The sequence below is a fragment of the Streptomyces sp. NPDC029014 genome (genome assembly GCF_055564695.1).
Genome location: NZ_JBVHVT010000001.1, coordinates 81,851 through 105,264, shown reverse-complemented (window position 1 = coordinate 105,264; position 23,414 = coordinate 81,851). Strand labels below are relative to the sequence as shown.

General features: G+C 66.3%; 29 protein-coding genes. All 29 read right to left on the bottom strand.

Going from position 1 to position 23,414, the window contains the following annotated elements; all coding sequences use genetic code 11:
• Positions 1 to 87: 87 nt before the first annotated feature.
• On the bottom strand, positions 88 to 267 hold the full coding sequence (locus ACZ4VL_RS00515) for a hypothetical protein (RefSeq protein ID WP_468193760.1): 180 nt from the start codon (positions 265 to 267) through the stop codon (positions 88 to 90).
• The gene (locus ACZ4VL_RS00510) at positions 267 to 479 is read right to left on the bottom strand and encodes a hypothetical protein (RefSeq protein ID WP_468193758.1); all 213 of its coding nucleotides are present in this window, start codon (positions 477 to 479) and stop codon (positions 267 to 269) included. The genes ACZ4VL_RS00515 and ACZ4VL_RS00510 overlap by 1 nt, the downstream gene beginning before the upstream one ends.
• 151 nt (positions 480 to 630) lie before the next feature.
• Entirely contained in the window at positions 631 to 876 is a 246-nt protein-coding gene (locus ACZ4VL_RS00505; RefSeq protein ID WP_468193756.1) for a hypothetical protein, read from the bottom strand.
• Positions 873 to 1,214, bottom strand: a complete 342-nt coding sequence (locus tag ACZ4VL_RS00500) for a DUF7574 domain-containing protein (protein WP_468193754.1) — start codon at positions 1,212 to 1,214, stop codon at positions 873 to 875. Before ACZ4VL_RS00500 ends, ACZ4VL_RS00505 begins: the two co-directional genes overlap by 4 nt.
• A gap of 70 nt (positions 1,215 to 1,284) precedes the next feature.
• The gene (locus ACZ4VL_RS00495) at positions 1,285 to 1,527 is read right to left on the bottom strand and encodes a hypothetical protein (protein ID WP_468193751.1); all 243 of its coding nucleotides are present in this window, start codon (positions 1,525 to 1,527) and stop codon (positions 1,285 to 1,287) included.
• Positions 1,524 to 1,811 (bottom strand): hypothetical protein, encoded by a 288-nt coding sequence (locus tag ACZ4VL_RS00490; RefSeq protein ID WP_468193748.1) that lies wholly within the window; start codon positions 1,809 to 1,811, stop codon positions 1,524 to 1,526. Before ACZ4VL_RS00490 ends, ACZ4VL_RS00495 begins: the two co-directional genes overlap by 4 nt.
• On the bottom strand, positions 1,808 to 2,503 hold the full coding sequence (locus tag ACZ4VL_RS00485; protein WP_468193746.1) for a hypothetical protein: 696 nt from the start codon (positions 2,501 to 2,503) through the stop codon (positions 1,808 to 1,810). Before ACZ4VL_RS00485 ends, ACZ4VL_RS00490 begins: the two co-directional genes overlap by 4 nt.
• Entirely contained in the window at positions 2,500 to 3,306 is an 807-nt protein-coding gene (locus tag ACZ4VL_RS00480) for a PD-(D/E)XK nuclease family protein (RefSeq protein ID WP_468193743.1), read from the bottom strand. Before ACZ4VL_RS00480 ends, ACZ4VL_RS00485 begins: the two co-directional genes overlap by 4 nt.
• Before the next feature lie 237 nt (positions 3,307 to 3,543).
• Entirely contained in the window at positions 3,544 to 4,290 is a 747-nt protein-coding gene (locus ACZ4VL_RS00475) for a hypothetical protein (protein ID WP_468193741.1), read from the bottom strand.
• Positions 4,291 to 4,367: 77 nt separating this feature from the next.
• Positions 4,368 to 4,835, bottom strand: a complete 468-nt coding sequence (locus ACZ4VL_RS00470) for a hypothetical protein (RefSeq protein ID WP_468193738.1) — start codon at positions 4,833 to 4,835, stop codon at positions 4,368 to 4,370.
• A gap of 390 nt (positions 4,836 to 5,225) precedes the next feature.
• A complete protein-coding gene (locus ACZ4VL_RS00465; protein WP_468193735.1) occupies positions 5,226 to 5,474 on the bottom strand; it encodes a hypothetical protein in 249 nt (82 codons plus the stop codon).
• A gap of 9 nt (positions 5,475 to 5,483) precedes the next feature.
• Positions 5,484 to 6,077, bottom strand: coding sequence for a deoxynucleotide monophosphate kinase family protein (locus ACZ4VL_RS00460; RefSeq protein ID WP_468193733.1), 594 nt, complete (start codon positions 6,075 to 6,077; stop codon positions 5,484 to 5,486).
• Positions 6,078 to 6,157: 80 nt separating this feature from the next.
• A complete protein-coding gene (locus ACZ4VL_RS00455; protein WP_468193730.1) occupies positions 6,158 to 8,119 on the bottom strand; it encodes an SGNH/GDSL hydrolase family protein in 1,962 nt (653 codons plus the stop codon).
• Entirely contained in the window at positions 8,119 to 8,457 is a 339-nt protein-coding gene (locus ACZ4VL_RS00450; protein WP_468193728.1) for a hypothetical protein, read from the bottom strand. The genes ACZ4VL_RS00455 and ACZ4VL_RS00450 overlap by 1 nt, the downstream gene beginning before the upstream one ends.
• Complete coding sequence (locus ACZ4VL_RS00445; protein WP_468193726.1) at positions 8,457 to 9,284, bottom strand: peptidoglycan-binding protein LysM; 828 nt, start codon at positions 9,282 to 9,284, stop codon at positions 8,457 to 8,459. Before ACZ4VL_RS00445 ends, ACZ4VL_RS00450 begins: the two co-directional genes overlap by 1 nt.
• A gap of 127 nt (positions 9,285 to 9,411) precedes the next feature.
• A complete protein-coding gene (locus ACZ4VL_RS00440; protein ID WP_468193724.1) occupies positions 9,412 to 10,008 on the bottom strand; it encodes a hypothetical protein in 597 nt (198 codons plus the stop codon).
• A 64-nt stretch (positions 10,009 to 10,072) separates the two neighbouring features.
• Positions 10,073 to 10,318 (bottom strand): hypothetical protein, encoded by a 246-nt coding sequence (locus tag ACZ4VL_RS00435; protein ID WP_468193722.1) that lies wholly within the window; start codon positions 10,316 to 10,318, stop codon positions 10,073 to 10,075.
• Positions 10,315 to 11,424, bottom strand: coding sequence for a DUF5047 domain-containing protein (locus ACZ4VL_RS00430; RefSeq protein ID WP_468193720.1), 1,110 nt, complete (start codon positions 11,422 to 11,424; stop codon positions 10,315 to 10,317). Before ACZ4VL_RS00430 ends, ACZ4VL_RS00435 begins: the two co-directional genes overlap by 4 nt.
• On the bottom strand, positions 11,421 to 13,637 hold the full coding sequence (locus tag ACZ4VL_RS00425; RefSeq protein ID WP_468193718.1) for a hypothetical protein: 2,217 nt from the start codon (positions 13,635 to 13,637) through the stop codon (positions 11,421 to 11,423). Before ACZ4VL_RS00425 ends, ACZ4VL_RS00430 begins: the two co-directional genes overlap by 4 nt.
• On the bottom strand, positions 13,634 to 13,771 hold the full coding sequence (locus ACZ4VL_RS00420; RefSeq protein WP_468193715.1) for a hypothetical protein: 138 nt from the start codon (positions 13,769 to 13,771) through the stop codon (positions 13,634 to 13,636). Before ACZ4VL_RS00420 ends, ACZ4VL_RS00425 begins: the two co-directional genes overlap by 4 nt.
• Positions 13,771 to 18,798: a peptidoglycan DD-metalloendopeptidase family protein gene (locus ACZ4VL_RS00415; RefSeq protein ID WP_468193712.1), complete on the bottom strand. Its 5,028-nt coding sequence runs from the start codon at positions 18,796 to 18,798 to the stop codon at positions 13,771 to 13,773. The genes ACZ4VL_RS00420 and ACZ4VL_RS00415 overlap by 1 nt, the downstream gene beginning before the upstream one ends.
• A gap of 401 nt (positions 18,799 to 19,199) precedes the next feature.
• Positions 19,200 to 19,517 (bottom strand): hypothetical protein, encoded by a 318-nt coding sequence (locus ACZ4VL_RS00410; protein ID WP_468193710.1) that lies wholly within the window; start codon positions 19,515 to 19,517, stop codon positions 19,200 to 19,202.
• A 110-nt stretch (positions 19,518 to 19,627) separates the two neighbouring features.
• Positions 19,628 to 20,212: a phage tail tube protein gene (locus ACZ4VL_RS00405; RefSeq protein WP_468193708.1), complete on the bottom strand. Its 585-nt coding sequence runs from the start codon at positions 20,210 to 20,212 to the stop codon at positions 19,628 to 19,630.
• Positions 20,213 to 20,275: 63 nt separating this feature from the next.
• The gene (locus ACZ4VL_RS00400; protein ID WP_468193706.1) at positions 20,276 to 20,644 is read right to left on the bottom strand and encodes a hypothetical protein; all 369 of its coding nucleotides are present in this window, start codon (positions 20,642 to 20,644) and stop codon (positions 20,276 to 20,278) included.
• The gene (locus ACZ4VL_RS00395) at positions 20,634 to 20,993 is read right to left on the bottom strand and encodes a hypothetical protein (RefSeq protein WP_468193705.1); all 360 of its coding nucleotides are present in this window, start codon (positions 20,991 to 20,993) and stop codon (positions 20,634 to 20,636) included. The genes ACZ4VL_RS00400 and ACZ4VL_RS00395 overlap by 11 nt, the downstream gene beginning before the upstream one ends.
• Positions 20,990 to 21,343, bottom strand: a complete 354-nt coding sequence (locus tag ACZ4VL_RS00390; RefSeq protein ID WP_468193703.1) for a hypothetical protein — start codon at positions 21,341 to 21,343, stop codon at positions 20,990 to 20,992. The genes ACZ4VL_RS00395 and ACZ4VL_RS00390 overlap by 4 nt, the downstream gene beginning before the upstream one ends.
• The gene (locus ACZ4VL_RS00385) at positions 21,340 to 21,717 is read right to left on the bottom strand and encodes a hypothetical protein (RefSeq protein WP_468193701.1); all 378 of its coding nucleotides are present in this window, start codon (positions 21,715 to 21,717) and stop codon (positions 21,340 to 21,342) included. The genes ACZ4VL_RS00390 and ACZ4VL_RS00385 overlap by 4 nt, the downstream gene beginning before the upstream one ends.
• 240 nt (positions 21,718 to 21,957) lie before the next feature.
• Positions 21,958 to 22,986 (bottom strand): major capsid protein, encoded by a 1,029-nt coding sequence (locus ACZ4VL_RS00380; protein ID WP_468193698.1) that lies wholly within the window; start codon positions 22,984 to 22,986, stop codon positions 21,958 to 21,960.
• Positions 22,987 to 22,998: 12 nt separating this feature from the next.
• Entirely contained in the window at positions 22,999 to 23,397 is a 399-nt protein-coding gene (locus tag ACZ4VL_RS00375) for a head decoration protein (RefSeq protein WP_468193695.1), read from the bottom strand.
• Positions 23,398 to 23,414 lie beyond the last annotated feature (17 nt).

The following is a 23,414-nucleotide window of genomic DNA, read 5'->3' as shown; positions in this document are numbered from 1 at the left end:
GCTCTCCTCTGCTGTGTGGGTACACGCCGAAAGCCCCCGGCGCCGAAGCAACCGGGGGCTGTGGTGATGCGTGAATGCCTAATGCATCTAGATCGGGTTGTCTGGAAGTTCCAGGCGCTCCCACGTCACGGGGTCGCCGTGCTGATCAACCTCGTTCAGCTCCAGGCGGGCCGGGGCGCTTCCGTTCCCACTGTCCAGATAGAAGCCGTCGTCCGCGGCAGCCTGGATCGCTGCTTCGATGGCGCGGGCGTGCTCTTCGAGGGTCATCAGGCCTCGTCCTCCTTCAGGCGGTTCAGAAGCGCCGCCGCTAGCTCCGCGGTCTCCAGGCTGATGTACCGCGTCACGCCCCACGCCTGCCGGGCGCCGTTGCGGCGGGTCAGATGGAAGGCGTCACCGTCGGGGACGACGACGTACTTCGCACGGTCGTTCCGCGCGGTCCGTTCGGCCTCCAGGGCTCCGGCGTACTCGTCGAAGGTCATCGCATCACCAAACCCATGATCACGTAACCAGCGACGAAGCCGACGAGCGCGATAATCAGCAGGTCGAGCATGCTCACTCCTCAGTGCGGTGTCGGGCACTGACCGCGCATGCAGCCGTGCGTCCAGCAGTAGTCGGGGCTGCGCTCGTCGCTCATCGCTTCCTCGTCGACGGGGCCTTGGCGGCCGGCTTCGGGGCGGGCGGTTTGGGCGCCGACTTCGTCGACTTCGGGCGGTCGATGTCGAGCTCGTAACAGCTCGACTGCGCAGGCTCGTCGGCGCCGCACGCCGTCAGCAGAAGCAGCGCCAGGACCACGAAGGCCGACGCGAAGAGAACGTAGGAACGCGGGATCACACCGCACACCGCCTCCCACTTGCCGGCTTTCTCCTGGAGGCTCATGCCGCGACCGCCTTCGCCGTCATGCGCCGCTGAACCTCACGAATAATCCGCTCCAGCGCGTCACGGCTGCCGTGCTGCGTGGTGTACCGCCCTCGCAGCCACGCCCGGGACTTACGGGCGAAGTCAGCAGCGTCGACGATCGGGTCGAGGCTCTCGACGGTGTAGTCCTCGAAGGGCGACGGGCAGGAGCAGCCGGAGTCCGTCGCCCAGAAGAGCGCCCCGTCTGCGTCGCGGCTCCAGGCCACCAGCTTGGTGAAGTCGTAGCTGTCGAGCGTCTCTACCTCGCCCAGCGTCGTGAGCCCGTACGCCTCCGGGCTGTAGTAAATGTTCGCGTCCATGCCCTCTCCTCTGCGCATGCGTGGGAGCGGGGCGCCCTCGTCGGACGCCCCGCTGTGTAAGTGGTTTGCGCTATCGCAGCCGGCGGAACTTGCCGACCATCAGCGCCAGGACGTCGACGCCCAGACAGAGCAGCACGGCAGTGCCGTAGCCGATCGGCGCGACAGGTGCAGCGATCGTGTGGACGGCGCCGACGACGAGCATGACGACCCAAGCCTCCAGGGGAAGGAGCGCGGCGGCGCCCACGAGCTGCGCTACGGCTTGCTGCTCCCGGCGCTTCTGCGCCTCGTCGGCGGTCTCGATTCGGACAGTCACTCGCTCTCCCCCAGCAGGAAGCGGGCGAACAGCTCGACGGCCTGAACCTTCATGGTCAGCGTGGCGCCGTCCTGATACCCGCGGGCATTGGTACTCATGGACTCAACGTGCTCCCGTGCCAATTTCAGGGCGTCGGCGCGGGACATGGCCGGCTGAGCAGCGGCCGCCCGCTCCGCGTTGTAGCGGACCAGCAGATCGACGGCCCGGTCGGTGGCACCCTCGGCGCCGCGGAGCTGCACTTCAGCGCTCACCAAAGCCTCGGTCACCTCCTCTTCCGCGTTCACTCGCCCTCTCCCTTCAGCCGCGCTATCTCCCGCGCCTGGCTCACGATGACCGACTTCAGCTCGTCGACGAGGGAGCCGACGGGCGCAGTCGCCGCGATCTTCGCGAACACGTCGGCGGTGACGAGGTCACTCGACTCCCAATCGCTCTTCTCCGCGGCCGTAGTGTGGATCACCATGCGGGCGGGCTCCCGACGCAGTGCGGCTCGTGCCGCACGCGCCTCCGCGACGAGCGCCGCGTTCTTCTCCCGCTCCTCCCGCAGTTCGCGGCGAAGAGGCTGGACCGTCTTCGCGTCCAGCTTCTCGAAGCTCTCCTTCCAGACGTCGCGCTGATCGCGGGCCTGGCGGAGAAGATCGGCCTGTGCGTGGAACTCCGCCCGCAAACCGTCCCGCTCTTCGGTGATGCACTTCGCACCCTGCACTACCCGCTGCATGTGGTCGACGTCCCATCGGTGCCCGGGGCCGGCGTCGATGTCGATGCCCAATGCATGGGCAACGTCAGCGATGACCTGGCGGGCATCTCCGCCACGCCCGTTCTCCGCTCGAATCAGCCGCGTGTGTTCCTCGTCTGCGGCGTCGAGCATGGCCTTAACGGCACCCGCCGGGATCATCCGGCTGTGGTGCGAGCGGCGCACGCTCTCCGGCGTGTATCCGCCAGTTGTAATCCAGTCCAGCGGCCCGTCCGTGTGCCTCACGCCGCCCTCCGCTGTGTACCGGTGACGAACTCTCCGCCGCTCGCAACCGGCGGCCGACCAATTACGTGCTTCTTCGCGTCCGACTCCCAATCGAACGTCTTCCGCAGTGCCTTGAAGTGCTCGAAGACCTGCGGCCCCGACTCAACCTTGACGAGCTGCCATCCCTCCGAGCGGACGTGCAGCACCGCGGAGCCGTCCCACGTCGGCATCGGCACGGACTCCCCGGTCTCGGCGAGGATGATCCGGTCAGCGTGCCGGTAGGCGGAGAGCTGGAGCGCGACCGACTCGTAAACGGCCTTGCTCGTCTTCCAGTCCAGCCCGATGATCTCGCCGTCGATCTCCGCCACGGCGTCGAAGGAGCCGGCATAGCCGTAGGTGTCGCTCCAGACCGTCTCTTCGAGGTAGAGAAACCGGGGCTGGACGACGTCGAGGAACTCCGAGAACCAGCGCAGGAACGGCTTCAGGTCCGCGTGCACGTGGCGGGAGTTGACCGTCTCCCCGCGCGCCAGACGCTCGAAGAGGTCGTGGGCGTCCGACCCGAGATCCGCGGCGGCTGCGCTCTTTCGTCGGTGCGCGTTTTTCAGATAGTCGATCGCTCCCGCGGGGTCCCGCTGCACGAGCTGACTGACAATGTCCCAGTTCTCGACTGCGGCCTTAGCAGACTCCAGGGCCGCCCAGAACGTCAGGTAGTCCTTCGGAAGCTGCCCAACGACCGACGTCACCCCGGGCACCTTCACCCGCGCGTCGTCCGGGTCGATGTAGAAGCGGGACGACCCCCGCCTCAGAGTCCGTACTCCTGCCATGTGCACTCCCTCTGCTGTGTGCTTACAGAGGGGTTATGGGGTGGGCGCGTCAGGATGTTCAGGTCGTCGACAAGATCCTTCCTCGCCGTCCGCCCGAGACAGACTGAGGGCCAAAGTGGCGAATCTGACCCCTTATTTCAACTCTCTTTACACGCGTATAGAGAAAGTTGAAATAAGGGGTCAGATTCGCCACTTTGGCCCAGGGAGATGGACGAGCCGGCCGACGTCGAGCGGCAGTTAGGCCGCTGACCTGCGGCGACTGTGCCGACGAAGCTTGGTCAGCACCTTCTGCGCCGACTCCAGTTCAGCGTCCAAAGTGGCACGCTGGCCGTCGGTCATCTCGTCGATGGTCGCCGCGGACAGCTGACTCAGGATCGACGCCACGCCCTTGGCCAAGCGGATGTGGTCGGCTACGAAGGCGCCCATCGGTCGCGCCTTAGGCTGCTCCGGTGCTTCCTGCCGCTTCTCCGGCTCATGCTCGGCTTCCGGGGCCGCGGAGGAAGCAACGGACGCTGCCGCCTCTTTACGCGCAACAGCGATCACCGCCGTTCGTGATGCCTGCTGTTCGCGCCACCGCTCCGCCGGGCCCAACTCTTTCAGGCCCAATGCGTTGAGCACCGCCGGAGGAAGCTGCTGACGGATCATGTTGCCGATGTGGTACCGCACAGCCGCCTGGATCGCCGCCTGACTGTCCGGCGGAATGTTCGCCTGCGCGTACACCTCCGCCGCAAGCTTGCGGTACTCACCACTTCGGCCGGACCAGTCGTCTGTACGCCTGCGCAGCTCGATCATGACCTGCGCCACGTTCTTCAGCAAGATCGTCTGCTCGCCCTGGATCTCCTCGTGCCGGCGCAGCGACGCGGCGCCCCGGGCAATCAGGCTCTTGGTGGACTCCCTCCGCAGATTGAGCGTCGGAGCGCTATCCGTCCTGTCTACGGCCGCGCCTCGGCTCCGGGGGACGGGGTCCTTCGACGGCGAGGGCATGATGCGTAAGCTCCTTACGGCGGGGAGTTCCAGAGTAGCGGCAGCTTAGGGTTCCCTGTCTAGGGTGCCCGTGAAGACTACGTAAAAGGTTTCTGACAGACACCGCAGATGATCGGGCCGAGGTCGGCCGTCGACTGAGCCGCCCAAATCTTCCGCGCCGGCGCGCAGCCGCCGCATTGGAAGCTAGGTCGAGCAGCACGCTTGGCTGCCGGCTTTGGCGGTTCGAGGTGAGGGAGGACCGTCGGGAGAATCCGCGTCAGCGTCTCGATATCGCGAGTGAACCGCTCCAGTGACTCAGAGCTCATCCGCGGGTCCGGGTATCCCTTGACCTTGTCCCGCTCGCGATCATCCGGCCACTCCAAACCCACCTCCAGCGCCGCCTTTACATAGGCGTCATTGTGGTAGTAGCCCCGCGTCGCGGTGTCTCGCACGCCACGCTGCCAGCACAGCACGTGCGCAGCTTCGTGGAGCAGCGTCGTCACGGCGCACTCAGCGCTCGCGGAGAGTGTCTCGGTGCTGACGACGAGGCCCTTCAGCGTGCCCACGTCAGTCAGGCTCCACCGGTCCGGCCCGTGGTCAGCGGGGGGAGGAGTGGTCACTACAGCAATCTGCGCGTGGGGGAGTTCGCTATGCGTGTCTCGGATGTGAGACCACGCGGCCGTCAGGGCTTCCACCAGTGCGCCGGGTGAGGTCGGCATGATCGCCAGGGTACGCCCGGAAGGTGCAGTTCACTCCCGTCCGTAAGTGCACTCACGGATGAGCCCGCGCGCGGACGCCGCCCGGTATGCCCTCCCGCCTGCGGTTTCAACCCACGATGTGTCGCACGTCACAGGGTCATGCGTAGGTTCGGTCATGCCCATAGCCCACTCATGGTCATGCCCGGAAACGCAAAAAGCCCCCGCCCTCCCACAAGGGGAGGACGGGGGCTTCGGGAGTTACTGCTCAGTTACTGGACTTACCTTCCGCCTCGTCGACTCACCGACGAGGATCGGGAGCATGACGGCGCCGACTACGGCCGCCTGCTCCACGTAGCCGCTGACGTCGAGGCCGAGCCACGCACCGACGGCGAGGATGACGGACGCGAGTGCTGCACGCAGCCGGACCGGCTCCTGCGCGGCGAAGAGCTGGAGGGCGACATACGCGCGGAGGATGGCGTCATTGATGCGTTCGGTGATCTTGGACATGGGGTCCTTTCAGGAGAGCGATCGTGCGTAGTGGCGGCGCGACTCGTCGGTGTGGATGACGTCCCACACCTCCTTCACGCGCGCCTTGAGGTCGTCGAGGGACCCCTCATTGCGGACGACGAAGCCTGCGTCGGTCTCCGTTAGGGCTCCCTCCGACTCGTGGTCCAGGTGAGGAATCCCGGGCCGGTCGATGTAGATCAGACGGAAGCTGGCGCGCGCGAGACTTCGGGCCTCGTTGGGATACCGCACATCGGTGATCACACACGGTCGGCCCGTCGTCCGGGTCACCTCGTCGACGCGGGCCAGGGCGGCGCGGAGCCAGAAGTCCTCGTCGATGGCGCGCATGGAGGCGCCCAGCTCCTGAAGGATGCGGCGGACCTCCGGCTCCTCCTTGGCCACCTCCCAGCCATCCCGCGACACTGTTTCTGTAAGCCGTTCGACGTCGGGGCTGAACGTTGACGTCCAGACGATCGGGTCCAGCCGCAGCGCCGCGTCCTTCAGCGGGTCCGCGAAAGCGACGCGGTTGTACCCGCGGTTCTCCACGAGCCATTGGCCCGCGGTGTCCTTGCCGGACCTGGCCCGGCCGATCAGTCCGATATGCATGTGTCCCTCTCCCCTGCGATGGGTCGTGCAGGGGTTATGGGGTGGACGGTCCGTGATGTTCAGCCGGACGACGTGATCGTTTACAGCGGCAGGAGCGGCGCCAGGGCGCGCACCATCCACCGGGCGAGCTGCTCGTGCCCGGCGTCAGTGGGGTGGACTCCGTCGACGCCGATGACCGTCGAGGCGTTCGCCGACGTCACAAAGGGGTTCTGCGTGCTGATGATGGTGCCTGCCCCGTTCCGCGTCTCCCCCGTGACGAGGGAGATATAGGGGAGCCCGGCCGTCGCGGCCTCTGTCCGGAGCGTCGTGTCCGTGCTCGTGATGCTCCCCGCCGGCGTGGCGGTCGGGGAGATCGGGCCTACCACGATGATCTGCGTCGACGGGAGCCCCGTCTTCGCCGCGGAGTACAGGGAGGCTGCGGCCGCCTGGATCGCCGACTGTGAACCAGAGTTGTCGTTGTACCCACCCTTGATAATCAGCACGTCGGGCGAGTAGGCCACCACGTCGGCCGCCAGGCGGTCACCGAAGACAGCGCTCGTACCGGCAGTGATGTACCCCGTACCGCCTCGTCCCTGCTCCCAGACGTCCGTCACGCCCATCATTCGCGCGGCGCGGTAAAGCCATGTGCCGACGCCCTGGCCGGCGTTCTGCGAGCTGCCGTCGGTGATGGAGTCACCTAGTGCCATCAGTCGTCCGCGGGCCGTCACAGGGCGCCACAGCGAGTAGGACGACCCGATGTAGATACCGCCAAACGGGACGTTGTACAGGTCGAGTCGCAGACGACGAGTCGCCGACGAGCCGAATGCAAACTTGATCATGTGACCGGAACCGGTCGTTGTCCCGCCCATGAGCTGCGGGGTGTTGGTCAGCGGCCGGCCGTCAATGCTCAGCTTGTAGAACGAGGCCGTTGCCGACATGAACTTGAAGCGCATCTCGACGTCTGGCGCATCCGTCACGAACTCAAACGCCCAGCTGTTCTGCGGCGTCGAGTAGCTGTGCGGATACCGCGACGTTGGCAGGGCGTAGGAGGTATCGGGCGCGCTGGCACCGATGGCGAAGTCGGTCGCCCCCAGGAAGAGGAAGTCACCCCGGACGTCAGAGCCGCTCAGCGTCACCAGCGGCGGCGCGTACTTGACGGCGCCGGAGATACTGCTCGTCGTCGTCTGCGTCGTCTGGATCGTCGGCGCCGTGCCGGAGTACAGCGGGTCGGAGAGCGCCAGGTCCGCGATTCCTCCGCGCCGAATCGTCTGGCGCTGACGGCCGGCGATCCACGCCTCGTTGACGGCGATCCGGTCCGTGGCCGACGCCAGGGCGGCGCCGGTGGCGTAGGCGCTGTTCGCCCTCGTTACCTCCGCCGCGATAGCGCCGTCGGTATACGTGTGTCCGGCGGATATCGCAGCCGTCTGCGCGGCAGCTGCGGAGCCGGCCGAGTCTGCGCCGACGTCGGAGGCTGTCAGAGCCACCGCACCCGTGTGGCCGTTCACCGACGTGATCAGCGGTACGCCGTCGAGCGGGTGCCCGGTGGGCCAGGTCGTCGTCTTCGGGCCGTAGATCGTCCACGAGGCAGTGTCGATGTAGAAATCGCCGTCCGCGCCGGTACCAACCGACGGGGCGCCGGATCCGGAGAGGATGGTCCGGCCGTCCGTCCCGTCCGTACCGTTAGCTCCGGGAGGCCCGACGACCGGGTAATACGTACCCATCGACGGATCGGCCGGCGCGATGTCGGCCAAGTTGACCGTCGGCGTTCCCTGCGGAAGCGGGATGGAGTAGGTCCGTGCCGATACGTCCTTGAACCGTTCCGTCACGCCGTAGAGCCAGCCCGTCGGCTGACTGTTCGGATTGTCCGTCGCGATCAAGATGACGGAGAACATCCCGCTCGTGTCGAGCGTCACCGTTACGGAGCCGGCCGCAATGGTGTCTGCGCCGGAGAGAGTGAGTAGGGCCGGAGCCGTGAACGTGACCGTCCCGACGAGCGGCGTACCGTCGGGGCGGACGTAGCGCCCGTTCAGCGTGACGGTGGCGATGCCCGGAGGCATGGGCATTAGGTTTCTCCTCTCGGAGGCGGCTGACGGCCAATGAGCAGGTGCTCCGCGTCGTGGCCGGCCTGCCACTCGCGCACCCGGGTCACGTCCTCGCGAATAGCGGCGACGTCCTCGCGAACTGCGGAGATGTCGCCGCGGACGTCGACACGGACGTCTTCAATGCGCTGATGTACGGCGCACTTGAACTCCTCCAGCGCCTCGCGGGTGGCCGTGCCCTCTGCCGCCACCGCGCCGCGGGTCCGCCGGAGGAGGTTCAGCACGGCGGGGAGGGCGCCGAGCCCGGCGGCGACGACTACCGCCACCGCCGAGATCACGGCCACCAGGACGTCAGGCCCCATCAGTCGGTGACCCCGAATCCGTACTTCGCGCCGAGCTTTGTCAGCGACGTCCGGCCCGGGATTCCGTCAGCGTCCGCCCCGGAGTAGCCCAGCCGGCGCTGCCAACCTGCGTAAGCCGTTCGCGTGAGGCTTCCGAAGGAACCGTCCTTCGCGTACGTCGAGGAGAGCAGCCCCTCGGCCTGGAGCGCGGCCTCCACCGGCCGGACGTCGTTGGGGTGCGTCGTCCCGCCCTGCGGAAGACCAGGGTCACGCCGGGCCGCAGCGATCAGGCGGGAGAGGCTGACGGTCGGCTTCGACGGCTGCGGGGCCGGCGTCGAATCACCGCCTGCGGCGAGCAGCGCCGCGCGGTCGATTGCGCCCGGGTCCCAGTGGTCGTTGCCCGGGATGTTGCAGTGGCCGTAGTGGCCACCCTGCGATGTCCACGTCGACGTCGAGCGGCTCGACGCAGCCGTGTACGAGTCCGCGAGTGCGCCCGCAGGCCAGGCGTCAGGGACACCCCACGAGCGGATAGCGCGCATGAGGGCCGCGAAGTTCTTTCCCGGCCGCCAGTAGCCCGTAAAAGGCTTGCTCGCTCGGGCCAGGACTTCAATCTGTACGCAGACCCGCCCAGTCCTGTTCGTCCGCAGCGTCCCCGCGTTCCGCAGTGCCCGCGCGCTCTGGTTCAGCGGGCCGTACTGCGCCAGGCGGTCGGTCGTCGGGTCGTAGAGGATGTGCGGCTCGGAGCTGACGTCTATCAGGTACTGGCCGACCGATGCGAAGCTCGCGTCCCCTGCCCCACTCTCCGTGGTGTGCCAGACGACCCGCGGAGGAGCGTCGGGCGTATCCATCGCGCCGCCGATGCTGCCGTCTCCGAGTCGCTCAGCCTCAGCTATCCAAATCTCACCCATTACGTGTCCTCTCCAGGCATGAAAAAGACCCCGACGAGGCGGGGTCCGAAGTGGTCTATGAAGTTTGTTACGAGAGTGTGTAGCGCACGCCGTCAAGGGCAATCCATCTGGCCACGGCCCCGACCGGGGCGCTGCCCGTCGGCGGCAGTACGGCCGTCAGGTTTCCATTCGGCTGCACCGTCAGCCACCCGAAAAGATCGGCCGCCCATTCGGTTGCGACGATGAATGTCCGCTCCTGTGCCGGGCGGATTGCCGTCGGGAGGCTTGTGAGGCGAAATGCCGTTGCGTTGGTCATCGACGCGAAGCTTGTTTTCTGAACCTTGCCGCGGAGTTCCACGGAGCCATTGATAATCCGGTAAGCCGGCGCAGTGGTGGTGTACCCCGTGTATCCCGTGTCGAAAGCCAGTGGCACCCAATCGCCCGGAAGCATCGTCACCCACGACGTTCCGTCATAGAGTTCCTTGCGTTTTTCGGCTACCAGATAGCATTCCATTCCCGCCGTCGGTGACGGAACGGTTGCCGCTCGCTCGTTGGCGTCGGCGAAACGCATGTTTAGCTTCGGAACGGCGGCGTTTACTAGGTTGCCGACTGCCGTTTCAATGTTGGGCGGGTCGCTGAGCAGCGGGTACGGGACGTTCTGATTCAGCCCGTCGACTCCAGGCATGCAGGATTCTCCCCTGATAGGTAGCGAGTGCGCCTATTGGGCGCTGAATAGCAACGGCCGGACGTCAGGGGGCCGTAGCGCCGACGACGAGCCAATTCCCGTCCGCATTCACGGCGACCATGACGTGGTCTCCGACGCTTGGCGTGTAGTGCCGGAGGCGCCGGACGGACGGAACGGCGCCGGCGGCTGTGGTGATGGTCACCGTCCCGTCCCCGTTGACGGCTGCGACCGTGGCCATGCACCACGAGGCGCTGAGCTGCACTACAGCAGCCTCTGCGGCCCGCTGGACAGCCTCCGCTAGGCGCGTCATTCCGTGTCCTCCTTGCCGCCCCGCAGGGTGATCGTCGAGCTGCCCGCGGCCGTCAGTGGGATCGTCAGGGCCTGGACGAGGAAGAGATTTCGTCGGTCCGCGTAGCGCACTCTGACGACGTCCCCCGGCTCCAGCGCAGGGTTAGGGGACGCGGAAATTGATGACTGAATGTTCGGTGCCGTGGCGTCGAAAAGCATTGACTGTGCTGCGGCAGTGCACCCGGCCACCGTCGTCAGCAGGGCGGAGGAATAGAATTTCGTCACCTTGCCGAATGGGCCGCCCCAACGAGTCGGGCTCGACGGGTCATCGTCATAAACGGTCGCACTCACCGGCGTTGTGTTTGCCGATGTGTTTTCTCCAGAGACCTGCACAGCGTTGTAAACGGCCGATCGTGACATGGTCCGGGCGGCCGACATGAGCGTCCCGCCCTCACCCTCCGCGATTTCCCATACAACCGGTGACGTTAGGACGTTGGGCGAGTCGGCGATCACGTATCTGTTCGTTGCGTCACAAAAAATCTCCGCGTTCATCGCCCGAGCTATTTGTACTACCGCATCCCATCGGTCTGCCTGCGAATTCCACGTAGCAACCGGGCATACGGGGTTTCGACTGTCCGCCGTTGCGTTCACGATCACGGCCGACGGATCGGTTTCGTGAATCAGGTAGGTGATTGCGTCGACGCACGTCGAGTATCCGTACGTCGACGTCGGCACCGCGAAGCGGTCGTCCTGAATGGCAACTTCCGCGGACTTTCCTGTGAGAGTGATAGGTCCGCGGTGCACGTCGGCCGACGGCTCGTCAATTCGGAAAGTCCCGAGAGGGATCCACTCTGTGCCAGCCGCGAACGGGATTCCCCGGTATACGCGTAGCTCCTGCCCGTACACGGCGAGCGGATCCGTCGGGCTCCATGGGAGGAGCGACAGATCCGCCACCGTCAGGGCGAGGGAGCGCCGTACCTTCGACCCGCGGTCCAGGGTCACGGCGCCGTCTGAGATCGGGATGTCCGACCGGGTAAGCGCGCCGTCGTAGTACGCGTCTACCCGGACCGCCATGCGGTGAGAGACGGTGAGCGCCTGGCGGAACGCCGGCGTGGTCGTCTGCATCATGCGCTCCCGGTGAGGACGCTGAGCCAGTCAGAGTGACCGGTGAGGACGTCGAGCCAGTCAGTCGCCTCAGCCTCCAGCGACGCCCAAGTTCGTGTCGCCGATCCGACGAGGCCCCCGACGGGACGGTCCACTTCCGTCAGCGGCAGGGCCCAAGTACGGTCCTGGTAGCGCGCCCACCGGACGATGTGCGTCTCTGTGACATCGCCGACCTGGACGTAAACGTCTTGCTCGCCCCACGTCGAGGGCCACTGGATCATTAGGGAGTCGCCCGTCTCCAGCAGCCACCACAGGCGGGTTATCTCGTCCCGCGTGGCCGTTACGACGGTCATCGTCCCTGTGCGGCTCGTGCGGACGTCAGAGATCACGATGGGCGTTGCGCGCCCGGTAATTTGGTGCACCCCTTGCCGTGCGGCGCGGGTCCAGTCAGGGACCGTGTCGACGGTGAGCGTCAGGGACCGTACGGGCTGCGTGGGATCCTTGATGACAATGTCTGTCGCGGCTGGCTCGGGCAGGCTGATAGGCCTGGACGTCGTCCGGAGGTAGTCGCTTCCGGTGTAGACCCGGAGGTGATACCGAACCGGCACGCCCAACGGGGCCTCGTAGTCCGACGCGATGGCGACGTCACCAGTGATGGGGACCGCCACCATGTCGCCGGACTCAGCGCGGACTGGAGTCATCGCGCCGTCGTCCCGCACTCGCCACAGGCCGTAGTGCGTGTGGCCTCCAGTCGTCAGGCCCTGAAGGGTGATCGCCGCGCCGTAGACGTCTGGGATCACGTCGGCGAAGAGACCCAAGCCGCCCACGCCCACCATGACTTCGTCAACGAAGTAGTCGATGAGCGTCGGCGCCAGGATCCGGATCGCAACCCTGAGGAAGACTGCGCCGTCTGGCGCGACGTCGGAGCCCATGAGTGCGTACCAGCCGCCGGTACCGCTGGTCACCCATCGGAATACGCCGCTGCCGACCTCGGCCATGGCGGCGTCGTACCAAGTGAAGATGACGTCAAAATCGACGGTGTGGGCCACGAAGTCGTGCCAGAGGTACGCCGTGCACTTGTACGTCGTCCGCGGCGTGACTGGCACCGTGCCCGCCATCTGCACAGTGGAGAGAGGGGCGCCCGGAGTAGGCAGGATCGCCATCGACGCCCCACCGGCGAAGACGGTCCCTGTCTGGCGCTGGATGGTGCACCCGGAGGCCGCCGTCCAGGCGGATACGTCCACCTCCATAGACTGTGCGCCGTAGCCCAGGAGATTTCCGGCGATCAGCGGCGCGGGCATGAGGCCCACGTAGTCATAGAGCCACGTCTGTGCGGCGGCCGTGGCCTGCGGGCGGACTGCGATGCGCGCTGCTGCTGCGCCGACGGGCGCGGTCCCGATGACCGTCAGGCGGTTCCATGAGCCGGCGGTGACTGCTGGCCACGTCGTGGCGGAGCCGGAAAGGAAGGCGTCCGCGGCGTCGTACCAGCGGATTTCGAGGATCACGTCAGTCGTGACCGTCGGCTTCACGTAGGCCAGACCGACGTATTCAATCCCGGTCGTGATCGTCGTTCCGCCCGCGCTATTCGCGCGCGTGTTGCCAGCCGCGACGGACGTCAGGCGGAGGCTGTACCAGCCTTCCCAGGAATCGGTACTGACCCGGTCAACAGTGCAGTTGGTGAGCGCGGCCCATCCTGTGGTGTCTGTCTCGGCTGAGGCTTGGTTGTAGCCGAGCAGGTTCCCCGCCCATGTCTGCGGGAGCCCCAGGGTGATCACGTCCGCCGCAACCACGGCGCCGGCGGAGAGACCAGTCACCGTGATCGTCACGGCCGCGTACGTCGCTCCAGCCGGTGCCTTAGCCGTCACCTGAGGGGGCGGCGTGTTCCAGGCAGTCGAGTTGGCCAGGGACGTTGCAGCGCCCGCGGACGTCGAGATCGGGGAGCCCCCGGACGACGCGGCGTACCAAGAGATCGACACGGCCGACGTTCGGCCCGAGGCAGCGACCACGTTCGCGAAGAACGCGTAGGCCTGATACTCCTGGCCAGCCACGACGGCAACCCTCGTCGCCGTCGTCGCCGTCACCGTGCCGGCGGCCGTCGCCGTCAGGCCGAGGGACTTTGCCCCCTGATAGAAACGGCTGGACTGCGAAAGCGTTGTATTCGCGCCCGCAGTCCAGCCGCTCGTGTTCGTTTCGACACTGCTCGTATTCGCAGGCAGCAGGTTCGTACCGACACTCATCCGCCGTCCCCGCCCTGCTCGCCGCGGAGCGGTTCAGTGGTGGACGGGGGCGGCTCTACCTGAGGGGCCGTGTAGATCGGCATCTCCGACTCCTCGTCGACGGGAGTCGGCTCGTCGGTCGGTTCATCTGGCATCAGAGCCGCCTTCCTGTGATGAGTGCGTCAGCGGCGAGGGCGTCGCGCTGCTCGATTCGGACGTCAACGATGTCTGTGATTTCGCGGTCTCCGACGTAGACGTGCACGTCGGCGTACAGCTGCGTCGGGGACGTCGACGGGGTGAGTCCGCGCAGACTCGCCGCCTGGCGAACCATGGCCCGGGAGTCGGACGCGCTGTAGACCTGCGTCGGGGCGAGGAAGCGGACTAGCTCCGGCCCCTGCTCGCCGACCCATGCCAACTCCCCGATCCCGGGGAACCCGCCGTTCGCGTAGCCACCGGGGCGGTCGTAGGCGCGCGGGAGGGAGCCGTACCGCGACATCGCGTACCGCATCGACGAGTAGATGTTCGCAATGGGGTCCACGCTGACGCCGTACATGTACGGGCCGATACCACGCATGGCGCCCGCATAGGCCTCGAACGTCGGTTTGATGACCTGCATCAGGCCGACACTGGGCGTGCCCGACCTCGCGTTGACGTCCCAGAGGTTGACGGCGCGGGGGTCACCGCCCGACTCCTGGTTCATCCGTCGGAGGGTCGTGTCCGCCATGCTGGTCGGCTGTCCGACGAGGCTCAGCGCTCGGAGGACCGCGGGGCGCCAACGAGCAACGCCAGAGCCGCCGTTACCCCCGCCCCCACCTCCGGAGAGGTAGGTCATTGGATCAACCGGCGTCCCGTTCATCCTCGCTTCGAGGTGCAGGTGCGGGCCGGTGACGTTGCCCGTCGCGCCGACTCGTCCGATCGTCTGTCCCTGGCGGACCGTGTCGCCGACCTTCGTCAGAATCTCCGACAGGTGGGCGTACAGCGACGTCAGACCCCCACCATGGTTGATCATGATGTGGTTGCCGTACGGGCCTCCGCCCGTCGCCATCGTGACCCGACCACCGGCGACGGCGCGGACGAGGGTGCCGACTGCCGCGGGGAAGTCGAGGCCAGTGTGCCGACCGGACGACCACATGCCGCCGGCTTGCCCGAATGGGGTGCCGGGGCGAGCATCGACGGGGGCGGACCAAAGGCCTCCATCGCTACCGCCGAAGCTGAACCATTCGAGCGCCTTTTCCTTCAGGCCTTCGAGCATTTTCAGCGGCATCTTCCCGAGGGCCTGCGCCCACCGGTTCGAAGCCAGGTCGCGGACCTTGTCGCGCACTCCGCCAGTCAGCTCGTCGAAGAGCGCACCGGGGTCGCTCAGTGCGTCCCATCCGCCCTTCAGGACGGCGCCGACGCGCGACGCCTTGCCCTTTATCCAGTCGACGATTCCGCCGTCTGCATAGGCAGGCATGCCGGCCGAGATAGCGCGCTGCACGCCGGATATACCGCCGCTACGCGCTGCTGCATTCCAGGCGTTGATCCGGTCGGCACCGACGGCCCGCGTCCATTCCGGCCGCATGATTGCCTCGCCACCGCCAACGGCGATAAGCCGATCATCTCGTCCCGGGGAATAGCCGGACATGATGCCGCCGGTGTGGAATCCCTTGAATTCCTCCAGCTTCCCAACACCGGTGATGCCGGCAACCGCGTTCCAGACGGGAAGGATTCCCTTGTTGTACACGATCTTGGCTACGAATTCGACGGGACCCTTTGTGATTTCCTTAATCTGGTCCCAAGCTCGTCGAATGCTGTCCTTCGTCGTCGAGAACCCGTCGGCGAGGGAGTCGAGCAGTGAGCGAAGTCGATCAACCTGGGGCTTGACGCCCTCCCGGTACAGCCACGCCGCCTTATCTCCGATCCATGAGAAGATCGGAGAAATGAAGTTGTCCCAGAGCCAGCGAACGGCCTTGCCGAGGAATGCAATCTGCTCCGCGAACCCCTGGAAGGCTGGTTTCACTCCGGCATTCCAGAGCCAAATAGCCTTGTCGCCTATCCACTGGAAGACGTCGCGGAAGACTGCCTCCCAGAGCCACAGGCCGACCGCTCCGAGCGCCTTGAACAGCAGGTAGAGCGGCGTCAGGACGGACACGGCTACGATCTGAAAAAGGATCTTCGCCGCTTCCCAGATGAAGGAAAACGCTGGTCCGATGGCGTGTTCCCAGAGCCAGAGGGCGCCTTCGCCGACGGCTTTCAGGATGATCCAGAGCGCCTCGAATACCGGCTTCAGAACCTTCGCCCACAGGAATTCTGTCGCTATCTTGATACCGGCCCAGGCAGTGTCTACTGCCGTCCGGAACCAGCCGACGTTGTTGTACGCCCAGACGACGGCAGCAGCGAGGAGCGCTATGACAATGACAACGGCGCGAATGATCGGAACGATACCTGTCGCTCCCAGAGCCACCGCGAATCCCGACGTCGCAATCGTCGCCAGCACCATGACGGTCTCATAAATCCCCATCGCCACCGCAAAAGCGGCCATACCAAGGGATATTGCCTTGGAGGCGAAGTAGATCCCCCACAGGGCGATAACAAACTCCGGCGCATTCTGTGAGATCCACGATATGGAGCTAATCACGGGAGACAGCACCGTCATCATGGCCTGCGATACCGGCGAAAGGGCCTGCGCGACGTCAAGGGCCGCACGGAGGATATCGCCGAGGAACGATGCCAGCCCTGGCGATGTATCCTTGACGTATTTCAGGAATCGCTCGAAATCGGGAGAGCCCTTCAGGCTCGTCCCCCACGTCGCAAATCGGCCCGTGATTCGGTCAGAGGCGGCAACGATACCGTCCATGTGCGGCAGGAAAGCATCAATGACGCCCGCCATACCCTTGACGACGTTTCCGAACGCCGTACCAAGTCCGATGATTGCCGGCTCTGCGCTCTCGCGAATGTCGGCCTTGAATTCCTGCCAGAACGGCGTCTTGAGCTGCGCCGATGCTTTATCCATCAGCGTCCCGACCGCGGATGCGGCAGAGAGCACAAGCGGTGTCAGTCCGGGAAGCGAGTTCTTGGCTCCGTTAACTCCGCGGGTGAATAGCGGCAGAACCTCGGGCTGTAGCTGCGTGTGCCAGTCGCGGAACGCTACCTTCAAACCGTTCGGGCCGGCGATGGAGTCGAAAAGTTCTCGTCCCGCCGGCGTCATCTTCGCCAGAGCGGCGGCGTACTCATCCGCCTTCGACGTCGACTGCGACAGGGCTCCGAGACCCGAAAGACGGGCCGACTCGACGCCCCGTTCCGCAGCCTCGACGGCCTCAGCGGCAGACACCTGCGCGCTCGCCGCGTTCTCTGCGGCGTCAACAACACGCTGCTGAGCGTCAGCTACGGCCTGCGCCGATTCGATCTGCGTCCGAGCTGCTGCGCGCTGAGCTTCTGCGACCGCCTTACTCTGGTCAGCCACGTGCCGCTGTGCATCCTGCATCCGCTCTGTGGCGGACCGGACCGCATCGGATCCGTCGACTCCCGCGGCCCTGGCCTTTGCGGCGTCGGCCTGGAGGTCGGCGTACTGCTGCCTCTGCTGCTTAGCGGCCAATACGGCTTGCTCGTACCGGAGTTCGACTTCCTCGCGCTCCATCTCGGAGACGGCGAGACCACGCTCACGCATGTTCTGGAGGTCGATCTCCGCCCGTTGGACGCGGAGGGTCGCTTCTCGCTCGTCGAGGGCGCCGTCAGCCAGCCGGTCGTTGAGATCACGGAGCTGACGTGCTGCGTCGGCACGCGCGTCGGTGAGATCCTCCTCCGCCCGGCGGGCGGCGCGCTTCGCATCGGCGAGCGACTGCTCAGCGCGGACCACCGCTTCCGCGGCCTGGCGCCTATCGTCCGCGGCCCGCTGCGCTGCCTGTGCGACGGCGCGTTCTGCGTCGGCTACCTGGCGGTTGGCCTGCGAGATGCTGCGGGCGGCGTTGCGGTGGGCGGCCGACAGGGCGTCCTGTGCTCCGGCCATTTGCAGCGCGCGCTGCGCGGACTGCGCGGCGGACCGGCCGCCGGCTTCAGAGGCCTTCGCCGCCTCGTCGTCAGCAGCTTTCTTCGCCGTCAGAGCCTCGGTCACACCCTTGATTGCGGGTACTGCGACGAGAGCAAGGGAGCCAACACCGGCCGCCGCAGCCGTCGCCATTGCGGCAATGCCGCCGAGCCCTGCGAGAAGCGGAGGCGCGGCAGGTATCGCCATCAGCACCGCCATGTTCACGGCCAGGTGCATCAGCGCGCCGGTCGCCTGCGACGTGTCGGCAAACGCCTGGATCCTGAAGACCTTCGTGTCGTCGGCCATCGCCTGAAGCGCTGCAAGCTGTGCGGCAGCAGCGGCTGTGTCCGCCCGGACGTCGATGTCCGCGGCCGTCGCAGAGAGGACAGCTAGGCGCTCCTGTACGGCACTGATCTGCGCGAGTGCCGTTGCAGCGTCCACGTCGATGCCAACCCGCTGATCCGCCAGGGTGTCGAGCTGCGCCCGGAGCGATTGGATTTCGGCACGGGCCGGCGACGTGTCGACGTCTACGTTGATCTCTGGGAGCGAGGCACGCGCCTGCTCGACGACCGCCCGGAGTCGGGCGCCGAACGCCCCGTCGGTCTCCAAACGCACTCGGCCCGGCGTCGCGCTGATCTCCGCGATTGCCTCACGGATTTCGGCAAGGGCCGCACGAGCGACGGCAGTGTCGGCCCGGACAGTCACATTCGGGTGCGCTGCTCCCAGCCGGCGGAGCTGCTCCTCCAGGGCCTCCACCCGCGCGGCTGCGTCCTCCGCGCTGATGTCAATGCCGATCCTCTTGCCGCTGAGTTGCTCCAGCTTGGCCCGGACACGGGCAAGCTGTGCGTCGACACCCGTATCCGACAGGCGGACGTCGAGCTTCGGCATCGCCTTAAACGCGATCTCCAGCTTCCGCCGGATGCTGCGCGCGAATGCACCGCCCGCGTCGTCGCCCTGCCTTCCTGCGATCCGAATCGCGGCAGCACCGCCACGCTGAATTGCCTGCGGGATTGCGATGACGATGCGATTCGCCATCTCATCCCCCATCCGCTCCCCAGCCTCTCGGCCTACGCGGTCGGCAATGGGAAGGATGAGGGTCTTCAGGCGCTCATGGAAATTGGGAACAATCGGCACGACGTCAACGGCTACGCTACCGACTACGTCCAGGTCTCCCGCCATTACGCCTCCCTACGGCTGGTCTCTCAGCCGCGGGTCAATCGCGCGGCGCATTTCGTCGGTCATCCGCGGCGCACTGGCCGTTTTCGGTGGGATCCCCGGACGGGGCATGGGGGCGAACTCGCCAGGCTTTCCGCCGGCTGCGGCAACGGCTACGAGGCGGCTCATTACCAACTCGTCTCGGATCGTCGCCAAGAGCATTTCCACGGTGCTCCACGGCGCCAAGTCGGGGCGAGATTCGCCGGAAGCCTGCTCCAACTCCGCTGGGTCGATGGCGTTGCGGATGGCCGTCTTTGTGGCCGACTCCGGGGGCAGGTGCTCGATAAGCACCCGAAGGCGCCGGACTGAGAGGTGCCCTCGGTAGACGTCGAGGAGGTCAATCCCCCTCCACGCCAAATCTGCCTCTATCGCTTCCGAGTGCTCGTCGAGGACGCGGAGCGTCCAGAGGGCTTTCCCATTGGCTCACCAGCCGACTCCATTGCGGCGGAAGTGAATTCGTTGATTTCCTCGAACGTGCCGTCGAGGTCGATGAACGTCTGGACGTCGTCCTCGTGCAGCACGCCGGCCGCCCACGTGTCGTAGTCGCCCTGACGGAGGGCACGGAGGTACGACGGGCGCCACTGCGTGACAGGCTTAATGCGCAGGTCAACGCCACAGAGCTGCGCGACGCCGTACGCGCCGGCTGCCTCGTTCTCCTGGGCCTTAGCGGGGGAAGTAGTCATATGCGCGGGTCTCCAAAAATCAGGAAGTCGAGGTGCGCGCGGGTCTGAAATGAAGCGGGGCCCGGACCCGCGCAGATACGGGCCCCGCTGGTTTATGGACGACGTCCGGCTTAGTCGAAGAATCCCGATACGTCGATGCCGCCGTACTTGATCGACCGCTTCACGGCCGCTGTGTTGCTGGCGCCCTTGTAGAACTTGAACGTCATCTGCACGGGCATAACGTCAGCCGTCTGTGGCTGCTCGTCGCCGCGCTCAACGACCTTACCGTTAGGCATGTAAAGCCGCATCCGCTTGCCGTTGTCGATCGTGTCGAAAATGAACGCGTAACGGAGGTCGGATGGCTGGTCCGGCATGCTGTACGTCGCAATGTCCGTCGTCGGCTCCAGGGAGGCAACCGGGACGTTGTCGTACAGTGCGCGAACGAGCGGGTTCAGCCCCTCCAGGAACGTGACCTGGACAGACTTCGTCGACTTGGTCATCAGCGTACGAATCGGCTCCAGAGAGCCGGCCGCCTCAATGTCCTTCGTCTCCTCTTCCAGCTTGAAGAGGCCACCCTCAGTGGTCACCCATCCGAGATTCGTCCACCCCGTGGCAGGGTCGGTGAATCCGGTTGGCGACGCGGTGTCCTTAGCCGCCAGGTAGACGAGGTAGTCAGTTGCGCCGAAAGTCAAATCGGCATTGCGGGTATCCGCCATGAGCCCTCCAGGGCATGCGAGAGACCCGAATGCCGACGGCAATCCGGGTCGAAGTTCAGGGGGTTATGCGGCGTACAGGCTCACGGTGTACGTGGCTCCGCGCCGATGAATGGCCGGGTTGGCCCATGGCTGGCGGGACGGGCCGGCGTCGCAACGGACGTCACGGACCACGGCCCCGCCCACCGCGCCCCGGAGAAAGAGGAGTGCGTCCCGGACGGCGAGGCTCAGCGTCCGCGCCTCGTCCGCGGTCTCTGCGAACACATCGACGGCGATCCGGGGATGCGCGGTGAAGCGCTCATCCGCCCCGCCGATTCGCTCGACGCGGACGACGGGGAGCCGCTCCTCCAGGTCGGGCGGTGTCTCCGCGCCGGCCGTAACGCCGAGCGTTGCTTCGATCCACGGGGCGATGACAGATTCGACGTCAGCCACCATGCGCCGCCTTCACGGCGTCGACGGCACGCTGAAGCACCGCGTACCGCGGAACACGTCCGTCGCCGTGCTCGACGCGCCAGGCGTGGGGCGCGACATTCATGACGCGGGCGCCCGATCGGCGTCGAGGCTTGCCGCGAAACGGGACGTTCTTGAAGATCGGAACCACAGTGAAGCTCGCCGCATACAGCCCCGGGTGCCGGTCCTCCATAGGATCACCGACGGGGGCCGTCGACTGTGCGGTCTCCATGATCTTCACGGCAACGGCCTTGCACGGCGCATGCAGCCACCGCTGCCGGAGCATGGATCCGATGCCGGAGTACCGGCCGGTGTAGCGGGATCGGTACGTCATCCGGTCACCTCCTCTACAGATGCCTCGACCCGGGCAAGGGACGTCAGGGGGAAGATCAACGGGCGGCCGATCACCTCGTATGTCTCGGCACCTCGGGTGATTCGATCACCGGCCCGGACGTCAGTGCCAAGGGGAGCGACGTACACCCGCCTCGTCTCCACCGTCGTCGAGGCGTCGTGCGTTTCCGACGACGAGCCGACCGTGACGCCGTACGGACTGATCACCGCACTGTGCGGGACGTCGATGTACGTCCGCGGGCCTGGCACATAGCTGCCAGTCGAGTCCCGGACTGGAGCGCCGGCGCGCTCAATGGTCCAGGTCTCCGACATTAGGGCCCGAATCAGGCTCACGTCGGCCGCCAGACAGTAGCTGGGGCCACGTCAGGCGGCGCGATGTCCAGCATCCCCACGCCCGACGCAATGCCGACCGAACGGCGCAGCCGGCGCCGTTCGTCCTCCGAGAGGACCACACCGGTCTGCGTATCGGCGTAGCTCACGAGCATGCCGCCCGCCTGCTCCGACCGGACTCCGCCGGGGTTGGTCAGAACGCGAGCAGCGACCGCCAGGGCGACGCTCTTCACGCCGGGCTGCGGTGGATCCGTCAGTCGGGCGCCGACCTCTCCGCGGAAGGCGTCGAGGGTCAGATCATGCGCCAGGTCGGCAGACTCCTGCGGGAGCGGCGTGCGCAGGAGGGCCGTCAGCTCACTCGTCGTGAACAGGAGCATCCGCAGCCACCTTCCTTCGACCGGTCCGCCGCGGAGCTGCCCGTTTCACTGGAGCGGGCTCCGGCTCCGTGTGTGCACTTACGGACGGCGGGTCCGCCCACGCTGCCGGGTTGGTGATTCGCGACTCAGCCCACGCAGGGACCTCGTCATCGGGGCCGTAAACGAAGCTGCGGCCCGACTCGTCCACCACGTGAACGATGCTTGCTAGACGTGCCATGCGTGAATGCCTCGCGTTTCTGATCAGGACGACAGGACGTCGGCCACGAAGGTGAGGTCCGGAGCCGCCACGACCGGGAGCGCGATGGCCGTCGCGCGGGTCCACAGCGTCTGGGGATCCTCCGACTTGTACGCACCAACCGCAACGCCGGCGCCGTCACCCTGGAGGCCGTACCGCGGGTCGTTCGCCTCCACCGGGACGCCCCACAGGGTCTTGCCAGCGGCATCACCCTGCTCGGGAAGAAAGAGGATCTTGTCCTCCGGCGTGACGCGGGTGGCGGTGCCATCGACGCTGACCTTCGCGTCGTAGATCACTGGCGGTGGAATGTCGAAGTCACCAAGGATGGTGGTCAGGTCGTCCTTCGTGAGCACAGTCGGCGCCGAGGACGCACCTCGGTAGGCGAGTTCGCGAAGCTGCTTGTTTCGCCGCAGGTAGTTGTAGATCTTGCGCGACATCAGCGTGTACGCCGGGAGCACGCCGTTCGTCGTGTTGTACACGTCGAGCCATGCCTGAAGGTCGTCGTACGCGTTGGCGTTTTCGGTGTCCGACCAAACCGTAGCGGCCGTCACGGAGTGACTCGCAGAGCGCTGGAAGTCCACGCTCGCCTGGATACGGTTCTCCGCGATCGTCACCGACCCGTTGAACAGCGCGTCACCTCGGGCCAGTTCGAGGCGGGCCGCGATGGCGGACACCAGGCGGACAGAGTCAGCCTCCATCGCGTCGCGGATCTCCTCGCCCTGCGCGTCAATGCCGCGCATCTGAATCTGTTCGTACTCCGATACGGGCATCTTTCGCGAGATCGGAGGGAGTTCACCCGTCACCCGCGCGCCGCCCGGCCGGTAGCCGATGTCCGACTCAGCGTCGAAGGCCCTGAAGACGGCCGCCTCCACGAGGCCACCGCCACCGCGGGTGAAGCGGTACGACAGATCGTTGATCGTCGTGTTCGGGAGCCAGCGGTTCAGGGAGAACTGATTCTCCTCCCGGTCCCGCAGGGCCGCCCGCGCGTAGCCGGTCAGCTCCGCCGGCGTCGCGTACTCTGCAATGAGCTGCATGTGTTACCTCTCTCAGACGAAGACGACGCGACCGGCGACGTCCGCCTTGCCCGCGGAGTCGATGGTGACGGGGAGCTTCGCCTCACGGATGAAGCAGTGCAGGAGCATGCTGCCGACGACCGTGGTCGAGGCGACGCCGCGCGGCGATACAACGTTCTGGTCCGTGAAGAGGAAGCCCACGCACACTTCCCGGCCGTCGCTCGCGGCGTTGTCGTACGGGCCGTACTTGCCGGACGCAGTCACCCTGCCGAGCGGGATACCGCTCTTAATGAAGCCCTGCGGGTAGTGGGTGCCGCTCGTGAACTTCGAGACGTCGAGCGTGATCGACACGGGGGCGTCGGTGCCGTGGGCGGACCCCAGCCAATCCCGACGGTCCTGGCCGAAGCTCGTGCTCCGAATGCTGAGGTCCATAGAGGATCCCTCCAGGT

Coding starts and splice junctions, on each gene's coding strand:
- ACZ4VL_RS00450 (WP_468193728.1), bottom strand. CDS start 8,457: ATGGGGCCTGACGTCCTGGTGGCCGTGATCTCGGCGGTGGCGGTAGTC.
- ACZ4VL_RS00420 (WP_468193715.1), bottom strand. CDS start 13,771: ATGCCAGATGAACCGACCGACGAGCCGACTCCCGTCGACGAGGAGTCG.
- ACZ4VL_RS00460 (WP_468193733.1), bottom strand. CDS start 6,077: ATGCATATCGGACTGATCGGCCGGGCCAGGTCCGGCAAGGACACCGCG.
- ACZ4VL_RS00455 (WP_468193730.1), bottom strand. CDS start 8,119: ATGCCCATGCCTCCGGGCATCGCCACCGTCACGCTGAACGGGCGCTAC.
- ACZ4VL_RS00505 (WP_468193756.1), bottom strand. CDS start 876: ATGAGCCTCCAGGAGAAAGCCGGCAAGTGGGAGGCGGTGTGCGGTGTG.
- ACZ4VL_RS00430 (WP_468193720.1), bottom strand. CDS start 11,424: ATGATGCAGACGACCACGCCGGCGTTCCGCCAGGCGCTCACCGTCTCT.
- ACZ4VL_RS00395 (WP_468193705.1), bottom strand. CDS start 20,993: ATGACGTACCGATCCCGCTACACCGGCCGGTACTCCGGCATCGGATCC.
- ACZ4VL_RS00510 (WP_468193758.1), bottom strand. CDS start 479: ATGACCTTCGACGAGTACGCCGGAGCCCTGGAGGCCGAACGGACCGCG.
- ACZ4VL_RS00415 (WP_468193712.1), bottom strand. CDS start 18,798: ATGGCGGGAGACCTGGACGTAGTCGGTAGCGTAGCCGTTGACGTCGTG.
- ACZ4VL_RS00445 (WP_468193726.1), bottom strand. CDS start 9,284: ATGGATACGCCCGACGCTCCTCCGCGGGTCGTCTGGCACACCACGGAG.
- ACZ4VL_RS00400 (WP_468193706.1), bottom strand. CDS start 20,644: ATGGTGGCTGACGTCGAATCTGTCATCGCCCCGTGGATCGAAGCAACG.
- ACZ4VL_RS00405 (WP_468193708.1), bottom strand. CDS start 20,212: ATGGCGGATACCCGCAATGCCGATTTGACTTTCGGCGCAACTGACTAC.
- ACZ4VL_RS00375 (WP_468193695.1), bottom strand. CDS start 23,397: ATGGACCTCAGCATTCGGAGCACGAGCTTCGGCCAGGACCGTCGGGAT.
- ACZ4VL_RS00515 (WP_468193760.1), bottom strand. CDS start 267: ATGACCCTCGAAGAGCACGCCCGCGCCATCGAAGCAGCGATCCAGGCT.
- ACZ4VL_RS00425 (WP_468193718.1), bottom strand. CDS start 13,637: ATGAGTGTCGGTACGAACCTGCTGCCTGCGAATACGAGCAGTGTCGAA.
- ACZ4VL_RS00475 (WP_468193741.1), bottom strand. CDS start 4,290: ATGCCCTCGCCGTCGAAGGACCCCGTCCCCCGGAGCCGAGGCGCGGCC.
- ACZ4VL_RS00465 (WP_468193735.1), bottom strand. CDS start 5,474: ATGTCCAAGATCACCGAACGCATCAATGACGCCATCCTCCGCGCGTAT.
- ACZ4VL_RS00500 (WP_468193754.1), bottom strand. CDS start 1,214: ATGGACGCGAACATTTACTACAGCCCGGAGGCGTACGGGCTCACGACG.
- ACZ4VL_RS00380 (WP_468193698.1), bottom strand. CDS start 22,986: ATGCAGCTCATTGCAGAGTACGCGACGCCGGCGGAGCTGACCGGCTAC.
- ACZ4VL_RS00435 (WP_468193722.1), bottom strand. CDS start 10,318: ATGACGCGCCTAGCGGAGGCTGTCCAGCGGGCCGCAGAGGCTGCTGTA.
- ACZ4VL_RS00410 (WP_468193710.1), bottom strand. CDS start 19,517: ATGACTACTTCCCCCGCTAAGGCCCAGGAGAACGAGGCAGCCGGCGCG.
- ACZ4VL_RS00440 (WP_468193724.1), bottom strand. CDS start 10,008: ATGCCTGGAGTCGACGGGCTGAATCAGAACGTCCCGTACCCGCTGCTC.
- ACZ4VL_RS00385 (WP_468193701.1), bottom strand. CDS start 21,717: ATGCTCCTGTTCACGACGAGTGAGCTGACGGCCCTCCTGCGCACGCCG.
- ACZ4VL_RS00480 (WP_468193743.1), bottom strand. CDS start 3,306: ATGGCAGGAGTACGGACTCTGAGGCGGGGGTCGTCCCGCTTCTACATC.